Source organism: Stenotrophomonas beteli, assembly GCF_001431665.1.
Classification (GTDB): domain Bacteria; phylum Pseudomonadota; class Gammaproteobacteria; order Xanthomonadales; family Xanthomonadaceae; genus Stenotrophomonas; species Stenotrophomonas beteli.
On record NZ_LLXV01000048.1, the window covers coordinates 59763 to 72559 of the forward strand.

Sequence of the window (12797 nt, forward strand, 5' to 3'; positions counted from 1 at the left end):
GCCTAGCATTCCTGCCTATCCGCTGTGGGGGCGGGCCTGTGGGTGCGGACCGTCGGTCCGCACAGCTGCCAGCACTCTCAGACGATATCGTCGACCACGCCACCATCCACGCGCAGTGCTGCACCGGAGGTGGCGGAGGCCTGCGGGGAGGCCAGGTACACCACCATGTTGGCCACTTCGTCGACCGTGGCGGTGCGCTGGATCAGCGAGGACGGCCGGTGCGCCATCACGAACTCGCGGCCGACCTGCTCCAGCGGCTTGCCGCTGCGCTGGCGTTCATCCTCGAACATCGCCGCGAAACCATCGGAGAGGGTCGGGCCGGGCAACACCGCGTTGACGGTGACGCCGCTGCCGGCCACGCGCTTGGCCAGGCCGCGCGACAGCGACAGCTGCGCGGTCTTGCTGACCCCGTAGTGGATCATGTCGGCCGGGATGTTGCGTGCCGATTCGGAGGAAATGAACAGCACGCGGCCCCAGCCGGCATCGACCATCGCCGGCAGCAGCGCACGCGACAGGCGCACGCCGGACATCACGTTGGTCTGCCAGTAGCGCTCCCAGGTCGCGTCATCGGTCTCGAAGAAGTCCTGTGGGCCGAAGATGCCCGCGTTGTTGACCAGGATGTCGACCCTGGGCAGGCCGGCCAGCAGCGTGCCGGCGCCGGCCGCATCGGAGAGGTCGGCGGCCACGCCGAGCACGTTGGCACCCGGTACGACGGCGAGCAGGTGCTGGCGGGCGCGCTCGACGCTGTCGGTGCTGCGGCCATTGAGGACGACGCGTGCGCCTGCGGTGGCCAGGCCCTGGGCGATCGCCAGGCCGATGCCGGCGGTGGAGGCGGTGACCAGTGCAGTGCGGCCGCTGAGTTCGATTTTCAAGGCGATGATCCGGAACGGGGGATCGCCAGTATCCGCGTGGCCGCGTGATCGAGCCGCAGCGCCCGGCGCAACGCGCCGTTGCACGCGGCGCAATGGATCCACGCCCTGCGTGGATGGGATGTCCGACCAGCGACGAGGGATCAGGTCAGGCTGGTTACCGCCTCATTCGCCGCCGCCCGCACCTTCGGCAGCATCCGCAGCACCAGCGCCATCTGCGTGCGGATCAGTTGCAGCTTCGGCGGCATCGCCTCGTCGATCTGCTCCAGTTCGGCGGCCACCGCGCGGTCGGCGTCATTGTCGTCCCCGCTGACCGGCTGCCGTACGGCCAGGGCCGAGGACAGCTGCTGCAGCGCCTTGCGCACGCGCTCGCCGGCGGCCAGCGCCAGCGGATCACCGGCGTAGCTGTCCACCTGGTCGCGGTGCGCGCCCAGTGCCGACAAATGGCCGAGCAGCGTATTGGACAGCGCCAGGAAATGGAAACCGGCATCCAGGTTGCGGCGCACGTGGCCCGGTTCGCGCAGCATGTTCGACAGCGCAGTGGACAGCGCGGCATCGGCGTTGTGCATGTCGCGGCGGGCGATGCGGTAGGCCAGGTCATCGCGCATGCCACTGCGGTACTGGCCCAGCACCGAATCCAGGTAGCGCGCGGCGGTGTCCAGCACGCGCGCCAGCACGAGGTGCAGCTGGCGGCCCTGCCAGTCGGGCAGGATCAGGAATGCGGCCGCGGCGGCGATCGCGCAGCCCAGCAGCGTATCGACCATGCGCGGCACGATCAGCACGAAGCCATCGCCGATCAGGTTGAAGCAGGTCAGGGCCATCACCGTGATCGCCGCCGATGCCACCAGGTAGCGGTCGGTGCGGGTGAAGAAGAACAGCAGTGCCGACAGCAGGGCGATCAGCAGCTGCACGTGAAGCTGCGGGAACAGCTGCAGCAGCGCCCAGGTCAGTACCAGGCCGGCCACGGTGCCGACGATGCGTTGCGCCAGGCGCTGGCGGGTGGCACCGAAGTTGGGGCGGCATACGAACACGATGGTCAGCAGCACCCATGAGCCGTTCTGGGCATTGAACAGGCGGATTGCCGCGAAACCGACGATCAGTGCCAATGCCATGCGCAGGCCGTGGCGGAACAGGACCGAGCCGGGCGTGAGCTGCTGGCGCACGCGCACGCCCATCTCGCGAAGGGTGTGCGGGTTGCTGTCGCGCAGGCGGGTATCGACGTTGTCCAGGCTGGCCTCGGAACGTTCCGCATCCAGCAGGCGGCGCTCGATGCTGCGCAGGTTGTGCACCAGCAGATCCAGCGAGCCGAGCAGTCGCTGCCACTGCGGCCGTTGCTGGTCGCGCAGGTAGGCCAGCGCATCGGCCAGATCGCGTCCGGCCTGCTGGTTGTTTTCGCCATACACGAATGGACGGCGCAGGCGGATCGCCTCGCCCAGCCGCGCGCAGGCCTGTCCCTGCAGGTCGAGCAGGCGCTGGCAGCGGTACAGCACATCGCTATGGAAGAACGCGTCCACCAGCGCACCGTACGGGTAGTGCGAGGAACTGGCACGCTCGTGGAAATCCTGCGCCATGTAATACAGGCGCAGGTACAGGCCGGAGTTCACGCCGGGCCGCCCGGAGCGGCCGAAGCGGGCCAGGATCGCCGTCTTGGCTTCGTTCAGTGCACCGACCACGCGGCGGTTCTGTTCGGCCAGGTCGAGCTGGCGACGGTGCAGGTCGGCTTCGCGCACCGGCTCGAACAGCGCGGCCTTCAGCTGCAGGTAGCGGCCCAGCTCCTGGTACAACCGTGCTACGCGTTCGCGTACCGGCCGGTTGGCGAACAGCGCGGTCCACAGGATCGACAACAGGCCGTACCAGACGGCACCGGCCAGCAGGTGACTGACCGCTTCCAGCGCGCTGTGCAGGTCGCTGGCGCCGTGCTGTTCCAGGCCGATCATGGTGTAGATCGCCAGCGTCACCGTGGCCTGGGCGATCGACGCGTAGCGCTCGCCGAGCGCACCCAGCAGGGTCAGCGCGAACGTGGACAGCGCCAGCGCACCGATGAAGATCCACGGCCACGGGAACAGCCAGATCACCGAGGCCGCAGCGATGCAGAAGCACAGCAGTGACAGCGCCACGGCCTTGGTCCGGCCCCACCAGTTGTCGTCGGTTTCGGCGATGGCGCTGGCGATGATGCCGAGGAACACGCCGGGCAGGGCGGTTAGCGCATCAAACTGCCAGCAGACGGCAACGGCCGAGGCCAGCGCGATGAAGACGCGAAGGCCGTAGCTGGCCTTTTCGTGGGCCCAGAGGCGGCTGAGGCTGGATTCGCGGGCGGGCATGCAGGCTCGGTGGAAGGGTCTTCCACCATTATTGCGGGTGCGGGGTGAAGGGGACAGCCTGCGCAGGAATACCGGTAGTGCCGGCCGCTGGCCGGCAGATTCGCTGTACGGAGGAAGCCGGCCAGCGGCCGGCTCTACCCGTAGATCCACGCCATGCGTGGGTGGGCCGTTCTACGCCCGCTGCGCGCGCTTGAGCAGCTTCGCTTCGCGCTTGCGTGCGCGACGTGCCCGCCAGCGTTCGGCCAGGCAGGAGAAGATCACGTACAGCGCCGGCGTGCTGAGCAGGGTCAGGCTCTGCGAGAACAGCAGGCCACCGATCATCGCGATGCCCAGCGGGCGCCGCAGCTCGGAGCCTTCGCCCAGGCCGATCGCCAGCGGCACCGCCGCCAGGATCGCCACCATGGTGGTCATCATGATCGGGCGGAAACGCACGATGCTGGCCTCGCGCGCGGCATCGCGTGGCGCCAGGCCGTGCTCGCGCTGCGCCACCAGCGCGAAGTCGATCATCATGATCGCGTTCTTCTTGACGATGCCGATCAGCAACACCAGCGCGATCATCGAGATCACCGACAGTTCGGTGTTGGTGCCGAACAAGGCCAGCAGCGCGCCCACACCCGCCGCCGGCAGCGTCGACAGGATGGTGACCGGGTGGATCAGGCTCTCGTAGAGCATGCCCAGTACCAGATACACGGTCAGGATCGCCGCCAGCACCAGGATCAGCATGTCGCTGGGATCGGAGTTGAACCCGAAGCCCGCATCATCGGCCAGGCGGATGTCACCGGGCATGCGCATGCCGGAAACAGTGGCGTCGATGATCGCCTTGGCCTCGCCCATGCTCACGCCCGGCGCCAGGTTGTAGCTCAGGTCCATCGTCGTGTACTGGTTTTCATGGGTGATCTGCGACGGCGCCAGGCCCGGAACCTGGGTGGCCACCGCGGTGATCGGCACCATGTCGCCGTTGCGCGCCCGCACGTACACCTCGTCCAGCGCCGCCGGCGTAGCGGTCTGCGAGGGCAGGGCGTTGACCACCACGCTGTACTGGTTGATATCGGAGTAGATGGTCGAGATCTGGCGCTGGCCGAACGCACCGTACAGCGCGCCATCGATGGCGCCGACGGTGATGCCCAGGCGTGCGGCCTTGGCGCGGTCGATCTGGATGTTCTGGCGCAGGCCGGCGTTGTCCACATCGGTGCCGACGTCGCGCAGCTTCGGGTTCTTCTTCAGTTCCGCCTGCAGCTTGGGCAGCCATTCCTGCAGCGCGGCCAGGTCGTTGCCCTGCAGTGAGATGCGGTACTGCGCGCCCTGGCTGGAACCGCCGCCATCATTGCTGGGCAGATCCTGGATCGCGCGCAGGCGCAGTTGCAGGTCGGGGTAACGGTCGGCCTTGGCACTGAGCCGCGCCAGCGCATGTGCGGTGGTTTCGCGGCGGCCGTCGCTGCGTGACTTCAGCTCGATGTTGAACTGCGCGCTGGAGCCCTGGCGGCCGCTGCCCAGGCGCACACCCACGGTCTTCACCGCCGGGTCGGCCATCAGCATGTCGGTGATGCGGCGCTGGCGGGCAACCATGTCTTCGAAGGAAACGGTGGCGCTGGAGTTGGCGCGGCCCCAGATCAGGCCGGTGTCCTGCGGCGGGAATGCACCCTTCTTCACCGCACCGAACAGGAACACCGTGACGCCGATCAGGATCAGTGGGGTCATCGACAGCAGCAGCGCATGGCGCAACGAGAAGTCGAGGAATACGGTGTAGACGCGCAGCATGCGTTCGTGGCCGGCATCGAGCCAGCGGCCGAAGCGTGACGGTGGTGCCGCGTGATCGTGGGCGCTGAGGAAGCGGCTGCACAGCGCCGGGGTCAGCGTCAGCGACACGATCATCGAGACCACGATGGCCGCCACCAGGGTCACGGTGAACTCGCGGAAGAACGCGCCCATCATGCCGCTGGCGAACAGCAGCGGGATGAACACCGCCACCAGCGAGGCGGTGATCGAAACGATGGTGAAGCCGATCTCGCGCGCGCCGGTCAGCGCAGCCTGCATGCGCGGCATGCCCTCGTCGAGATGGCGCATGATGTTCTCGATCACCACGATCGCATCGTCGACCACGAAGCCGATCGCGATCACCAGCGCCAGCAGGCTCAGGTTGTTCAGGGTGAAGCCCATCACGTACATCACCAGCGCGGCGCCGGCCAGCGACAGCGGCACGGTCACCGCGGCGATCAGTGTCGGTGCCAGCCGGCGCAGGAACAGCGCCATGGTCAGCACCACCATCGCCAGGCTGATCAGCAGGGTGATCTGCACTTCATGCAGCGAGGAACGGATGGTCGGCGTACGGTCGAAGTACGGCGTCATCGTGGTGCCTGGCTGCAGGTAGTCGCGCAGGGTCGGGATCTGCGCCTTGACCCGGTCCACGGTCTCCACGATGTTGGCGCCGGCACGGGTGAACACGTACATCACCACCGCCGGCTTGTGGTCGAACCACGCGGCCTGGTAGGCGTCCTGCTGGCCGTCGTAGACGTTGGCGATGTCCTTCAGGCGGATCACCCGGCCATCGCCCTGGGTCTTGACCACCAGCTCGGCGAAGTCGGCGGCGCGCGCCACCGAGTCGTTGGCGATGATCGCGGTGGTGGTATTGCCGTCGCTGAGGAAGCCGGTGGGCGAGGTGACGTTGGCCGCGCGCACCGCATTGCGCAGGTCGTCGGCGGTCAGCCCGAGCGCGTTCATCAGGCGCAGGTTGACGTCCACGCGTACCGCCGGCGTCGACGCACCGGCGATATCGACCGAGGCGACGCCGCTGATCTGGCGGATGCGCTGTGCCAGCAGCGAGTCAGCGACGTTGTACAGCTCGTCGGCCGACTGCGTCTGCGAGGTCAGCGCGATGGCGATCACCGGATCGTCGTTCGGGTTCGCCTTCTGGTACATCGGCGAGCCCATGCCCGAGGGCAGGTCGGCCTGTGCCGAATTGATCGCGGTCTGTACATCCAGCGCGGCCGAATCGATGTTGTGGCCGCTCTGGAAGATCATGAACACCAGCGAGCTGCCTTCCGAGCTCGACGAGCGCATGCGGTCGATGCCCGGCAGCTGGCCGAGATGGCGTTCCAGTGGTGCGGTGACCGTGGAGGCCATGGTCGCCGCGTCGGCGCCGGACTGGCTGGCGTGCACGAAGATCACTGGGATCTCGATGTTCGGCAACGCCGACACGCCCAGGCGCAGGTAGCAGATCAGGCCGACCATGAACAGGCCGATGGCCAGCAGGGCGGTGCCGATCGGGCGGCGGATGAAGGGACCGGACAGGTTCATCGCGCGGCCCCCCGCAGCAGCGGGGCGTGGATCATGCCTGCGGCTCCTGCAGCGAGCCGTCGCGCTGGGCGCGCTGTTCGCGGCGGCGCGCCAGCCACTCCGAGAAGCGTTCCATGTACAGGTAGATCACCGGCGTGGTGTACAGCGTGACCAGCTGCGACAGCAGCAGGCCACCGACGATGGCGATGCCGAGCGGACGGCGCAGCTCCGAGCCGATGCCGGTGCCCAGTGCCAGCGGCAGCGCGCCGAGCATGGCCGCGGCGGTGGTCATCATGATCGGGCGGAAGCGCAGCAGGCAGGCGCGGCGGATCGCTTCGTGCGCGTTGGCGCCGACGCGGCGGGCTTCGATGGCGAAGTCCACCATCATGATGCCGTTCTTCTTGACGATGCCGATCAGCAGCACGATGCCGACAATGCCATCCACCGACAGGCTCAGCCCGCACACCATCAGCGCCAGCAGCGCGCCGACGCCGGCCGGTGGCAGCGTGGAGATGATCGTGATCGGGTGGATGTAGCTCTCGTAGAGCACGCCCAGCACGATGTAGATCACCACCAGCGAGGCCAGCAGCAGCCACACCACGTCGGTCTGGCTGCCGGTGAACTCAGCCGCCTTGCCGATGAACTCGGCATGCAGGTGTGCCGGCATGTCCAGGCTGTCCTTGGTCTCCTGGATCGCACGCACGGCTTCGGACAGCGAATAGCCCGGCGCCACGTTGAACGAGACCGTCACCGCCGGCAGCTGCTGCTGGTGGCTGACCACCAGCGGCGCGCTGCTGACCTTGCCTTCGGCCAGCGCCGACAGCGGGATGATGTTGCCGGCACCGACGGTGATGCCGGTGTTCTGCGCGCCGATACCGGTGGCGGTGGACGAGTTGGACGAGGTGACCTGGCCGAAGCTGGTGGCATTGGTGCCGGTCAGCGCGCCGGCGCCGTTGGAGGCCACCGCCAGCTGCTCCATCAACGCGGTGCTGGTGCGGAATTCCGGCGCGACTTCCAGCACCACGCGATACTGGTTGAGCTCGGTGAAGATGGTCGAGATCTGGCGCTGGCCGAACGCATCGTAGAGCGTGTCGTCGATGGTCTGCATCGGCACGCCCAGCACGCTGGCCTTGTCACGGTCGATGTTCAGCTCCAGGGCGCGGCCCTGGTTGGACAGGTTGTTGTCGACGTCGGCCAGTTCCGGGCGCTTGCGCAGCGCTTCGGTCAGGCGCGTGGCCTGGGTCGCCACCGTCGCCGAATCCACGTCCGACAGCGAGTACTGGTACTCGGTAGCGGCCACACGGGTATCCAGGGTTACGTCCTGCACCGGCTTCAGGTACAGCGCCACGCCCGGTATGCCGGCCACCGCCTTCTGCAGGCGCGGCAGGATCTCGTCCAGGCCATCGCGCTGGCTGCGTTCCTTCAGCACGATCGACAGCTGGCCCTGGTTGAGCGTGGGGTTCATGCTGCCGGCGCCGATGAAGGCCGACACGCCGGTCACGTCCGGGTCCTGGCGCAGCGCTTCGGCGACCTGCCTGGTGCGCTGCTCCATCTGCGGGAAGGCGATGTTCTGGTCAGCCTGCACCACGCCGGTGATCAGGCCGGTGTCCTGTTCGGGCAGCAGGCCCTTGGGAATCAGCACATAGAGCAGTACGGTCAGCACCAGGGCGCCGCCGGCCACGGCCAGGGTGGCGCGCTGGTGGTCCAGTACCCAGTCCAGGCTGCGTTCGTACAGGCCCACGGTGCGCGTCCACAGGTTCTGCTTGCCGGCGGCCGCTGCGCGCTCGTGTGCGTCTTCGCCCTCGGGCAGCGCGTCGGGCTTGAGCAGGTAGGCGCACATCATCGGGGTGAGCGTCAGCGAGATCAGCATCGACAGCACCACCGCGATGCTCAGCACCCAGGCGAACTCGTGGAACAGGCGGCCGGTGACGCCGGGCATCAGCAGCAGCGGCAGGAACACCGCCACCAGCGACACGGTCAGCGACAGCACGGTGAAGCCGATCTGGCGCGCGCCGATCTCGGCCGCTTCCTTGCCACTCTTGCCCTGCTCGATGTAGCGCACGATGTTCTCGATCATCACGATCGCATCGTCGACCACGAAGCCGGTGGCCACCACCAGCGCCATCAGCGAGAGGTTGTCCAGCGACATGCCGGCAAACGCCATCACCGCGAAGGTGCCGGCCAGCGACAGCGGCACCGCCACCGAGGGAATGATCGTGGCCCACAACCGGCGCAGGAACACGAAGATCACCGCCACCACCAGGCCGATGGTGAGGATCAGGGTGAACTGCACTTCATGCACCGAGGCGCGGATGGTCTCGGTACGGTCGTTGAAGATCTCCAGGTGCACATCGGCCGGCAGCACGCCCTGCAGCTGCGGCAGGATCGTGCGGATGCGCTCGACGGTCTGCACGATGTTGGCACCGGGCTGGCGGCGCACCTCCAGCAGCACCGCCGGCTTGCCATCGGCCCATGCAGCCAGCTGGTCGTTCTCTACCCCATCCACCACCTCGGCCACGTCGGACAACCGCACCGGGCGGCCGTTCCTGTAGCTGATGATGGTGTCGCGGTACTCGGCGGCGCTGGCCAGCTGGTCGTTGGTGCCGATGCTGTAGGACTGGGTCTTGCCGTTCAACGAACCCTTCGGCGCATTGACGTTGGCCTGGGTCAGCGCGCTGCGCAGCTCCTCCAGGGTCAGGCCCATGTTCGACAGCTGCGCCGGGTTGACCTGGATGCGCACGGCGGGGCGCACGTTGCCGGCAATCGAGACCAGGCCCACGCCCTGCACCTGCGACAGGCGCTGGGCCAGGATCGAGTCGGCGTAGTTGTTGACGTCACGCAGCGGGCGCGTGTCGGAGGTCAGCTTCAGGGTAACGATGGCCGCGTCGGCCGGATTCACCCGGTTGTAGACCGGCTGGTAGGGCAGCGATGAGGGCAGCGTGGCCTGGCGGATCGCCGCCTGCACGTCCTGCGCGGCGATATCGATGTTCCGGTCCATCGAGAACTGCAGGATGATCGTCGACAACCCGGCCGACGAGTCGGAGGTCATCAGCTCCAGCCCGGAGATCTGCCCGAACTGGCGCTCCAGCGGCGTGGTGACCAGCGAGGCCATGGTGGTGGCGTTGGCACCGGGGTACTGGGTGGTGACCACCAGGCTGGGCGCATCGATTTCCGGCAGCGCCGACACCGGCAGCTTGCGGTAACCGAGGATGCCCAGCAGCAACAGGCCCGCCATCAACAGCGAGGTCGCGATCGGGCGGCGGATGAAGATCGTCGAAAAGCCCACGGACTGATCCTTGCTGGCACTTCAATGTCGGCGCCGGCAGGTCCGCCGGCGCGAGGGAAAACCTTGGCCTGCGCTCAGCGCGGGCCACCACCGCGACGGCCACCGCCGCCGGCGTTCTTCTGCTCGGCCGCCTTCAGTTCGGCCTCGGTCGGCGCGGCCGGGGTCTCGCCCGGCTTCAGCGCGGTGACCTTGCTGCCCGGCTTCAGGCGGAACTGGCCTTCGCTGACCACGCGCTCGCCGCCCTTGAGGCCTTCGGCGATCTGCACCTGGCTGTCGCCCACTTCCACGCCGCTGCGCACGGTCTGCATCTTCACCGTGTTGTCGCCCTGCACGACATAGACGTACTCGCCGTCCGGGCCCCGCAGCACGGCCTGGGTGGGAATGACCACACCGCCGCCGATGGTGCGCAGCTGCATGCGCACGTTGACGAACTGGCCCGGCCACAGGCCGTTGTCGGTGTTGTCGAACAGGGCGCGTGCCTTGAACGTGCCGCTGTCGGCACTGATCAGGTTGTCGACCACATCCAGCTTGCCGTCGCCGGACAACACGTGCGAGTCGGCGCGGTCCAGTGCCGCCACCGGCACCGTGCCGGCGGCCTGCGCCTGGCGCACGTCGCCGAGCTGGCGCTCGGGCAGGTTGAACAGCACGTGGATCGGGTGGATCTGGGTCAGCGTGACCAGTGCGGTGCCGGCGTTGACCACGTTGCCGGCATCGACCGCACGGATGCCGGCGATGCCGGTGATCGGTGCGGTGACCTTGGTGTACTGCAGCTGCACCTGTGCCGAGCGCATGCTGGCCTCGTTGGCCGCCACCGCGCTTTCATACTGTGCCACTTGGTTTCGTTGTGTATCCAGGTCGGTCTTGGCCACGTACTGGCGATACTCCGGCGCGTTCGAGCGCTGGTAGTTGGAGCGCGCGGTGGCCAGCAGCGCTTCGTTCTGGCGCTTGGCGGCCGCGGCCTGGTCGTAGCTGGCCTGGGCGGTGCGCGGGTCGATCACCGCCAGCACGTCGCCCTGCTTCACTTCCTGGCCTTCACGGAAGTTCAGGCTCATCAGCTGGCCGCCGACCTGCGGGCTGACCGTGACGGTGTTCATCGCGGTCACCGTGCCCAGTGCGCTGGCATATACCGGTACGTCCTGGCGCGTGGCTTCGACCACGGTTACCGGCACCGGGCCGGCATCCGGGTCTTCGCCGCCCTGGCGCGCGCCCGCCGCGGGTTTTCCAGCCTTGTCCTTGCCGCTGCCCATGACGCGCAGGCCGACCACGGCCAGCACCAGCACCGCCACGACCAGCAGCACGATCTTCCAAACACGTGACATTACGAGGACTCCGAGAGGACTGGACCGGGCGGGGCGCCGGCGGCAATGCGCAAAGCATACCTGTGCCACATCGCGTTTCCTGCATGACGGATGGGACGGGCGCTAAGACCGGATCCAGCACCGGAGGTTCCCGTGGCCGCAGTGTTGCCCTACATTCAGCTGGACCCCCCCTTGCTGTGGAGATCACGATGCGCCGTTCGTTGCTGCTGTCCGCCCTGCTGCTGGCCCTGCCGGCCCTTGCCCACGCCCAGGACGGGCAGCGCCCCGAAGTGACCGCTGCCGCGCAGCGCCTGCAGGCCAAGGTGATCGAGTGGCGTCGTGATTTCCACCAGCACCCTGAGCTGTCCAACCGCGAGGCGCGCACCTCGGCCGAGGTCGCCAAGCGCCTGCGTGCGATGGGCCTGAAGCCGAAGACCGGCATTGCCCACCACGGCGTGGTGGCGATCATCGAAGGCGGCAAGCCCGGCCCGAAGATCGCACTGCGTGCGGACATGGACGCGTTGCCGGTGACCGAGCAGACCGGCTTGCCGTTCGCCTCCAAGGCCACCGACCAGTACCGCGGGCAGACCGTGGGCGTGATGCATGCCTGTGGCCATGACGCGCATACCGCCACCCTGCTCGGCGTGGCCGAGGCGCTGGTGTCGATGAAGAAGGATCTGCCGGGCCAGGTGATGCTGATCTTCCAGCCGGCCGAGGAAGGCGCGCCGCCGCCGGAAGAGGGTGGTGCCGCATTGATGCTCAAGGAAGGCCTGTTCGCCGAATTCAAGCCGGAGGCGGTGTTTGGCCTGCATGTGTTCTCCAGCGTGCAGGCCGGCCAGATCGCCGTGCGCGGTGGCCCGTTGATGGCCGCCTCGGACCGTTTCGGGATCAAGGTGATTGGACGCCAGACGCACGGCTCGGCACCGTGGAACGGCGTTGACCCGATTGTTGCCACGGCCGATCTGGTGGGAACCGCGCAGACCATCGTCAGCCGTCGCGCCAACCTGTCCAAGCAGCCGGCGGTGCTGACCTTCGGCGCGATCAACGGCGGCATCCGCTACAACATCATTCCCGATGAAGTGGAGATGGTCGGCACCATCCGTACCTTCGACGAGGGCATGCGCCAGCAGATCTTCGACGACCTGCGCAACGTGGCCGAACACACGGCGGCCGCGCATGGTGCCAAGGCGGTGACCGATATCTATGAATCGGAAGGCAACCCGGCCACGGTGAACGATCCGGCGCTGACCGCGAAGATGCTGCCGAGCCTGCAGGCGGTGGTGGGCAAGGACAATGTGTACGAGCCGCCGTTGCAGATGGGCGCGGAGGATTTCTCGCTGTACGCCAAGGAAGTGCCGGGGATGTTCTTTTTCGTCGGGTCCACCAGCGTCGGCATCGACCCGGCGACGGCGCCGGCCAACCATTCGCCGAAGTTCCTGCTGGATGAGAAGGCGCTGGACGTCGGTTTGAGGGCGCTGCTGCAGGTGAGCCTGGATTACCTGCACGGTGCCGGTACTCCGGCGGGGTGAGGGGTACCGGCAGGGCTGCGCCCTGCACCCGCTGAAGCAACGTCAACGTCAACGTCAAAAGCGTGCATTCCGTGGGATGGCGGGGTGGGTCCGGTTGAGGAGGACGCTGCAAGGACCCCTCCGGGGACCGGCCCAGCAGCTGGAGGCTGTGCGCTGGGGCGCGTGCGAAGCAATGGTTGTGTCGCTTATACCCATATGACGATACCGAAGAAGGGGATATT

The 12797-nt window shown here is 67.6% G+C and carries 6 protein-coding genes; 1 reads left to right on the plus strand and 5 read right to left on the minus strand.

What is annotated here, in order from left to right; translation table 11 throughout:
* Positions 1-77: 77 nt before the first annotated feature.
* From ARC23_RS12850 to ARC23_RS12870, 5 genes are all read right to left on the minus strand, one after another.
* Positions 78-872, minus strand: a complete 795-nt coding sequence (locus tag ARC23_RS12850; RefSeq protein ID WP_057497554.1) for an SDR family NAD(P)-dependent oxidoreductase — start codon at positions 870-872, stop codon at positions 78-80.
* Between the two features lie 140 nt (positions 873-1012).
* A complete protein-coding gene (gene yccS, locus ARC23_RS12855; protein WP_057497555.1) occupies positions 1013-3190 on the minus strand; it encodes a YccS family putative transporter in 2178 nt (725 codons plus the stop codon).
* A 171-nt stretch (positions 3191-3361) separates the two neighbouring features.
* Positions 3362-6484 carry an efflux RND transporter permease subunit gene (locus ARC23_RS12860; protein WP_057497556.1) on the minus strand — a complete coding sequence of 1041 codons (3123 nt, stop codon included), beginning with the start codon at positions 6482-6484 and terminating at the stop codon, positions 3362-3364.
* Between the two features lie 31 nt (positions 6485-6515).
* Positions 6516-9749: an efflux RND transporter permease subunit gene (locus tag ARC23_RS12865; protein ID WP_057497557.1), complete on the minus strand. Its 3234-nt coding sequence runs from the start codon at positions 9747-9749 to the stop codon at positions 6516-6518.
* 74 nt (positions 9750-9823) lie between these two features.
* Positions 9824-11068: an efflux RND transporter periplasmic adaptor subunit gene (locus ARC23_RS12870; RefSeq protein WP_057497558.1), complete on the minus strand. Its 1245-nt coding sequence runs from the start codon at positions 11066-11068 to the stop codon at positions 9824-9826.
* A gap of 188 nt (positions 11069-11256) precedes the next feature.
* Between ARC23_RS12870 and ARC23_RS12875 the strand changes: the two genes are divergently transcribed.
* Complete coding sequence (locus ARC23_RS12875) at positions 11257-12576, plus strand: M20 family metallopeptidase (RefSeq protein ID WP_057497561.1); 1320 nt, start codon at positions 11257-11259, stop codon at positions 12574-12576.
* Positions 12577-12797: the final 221 nt, after the last annotated feature.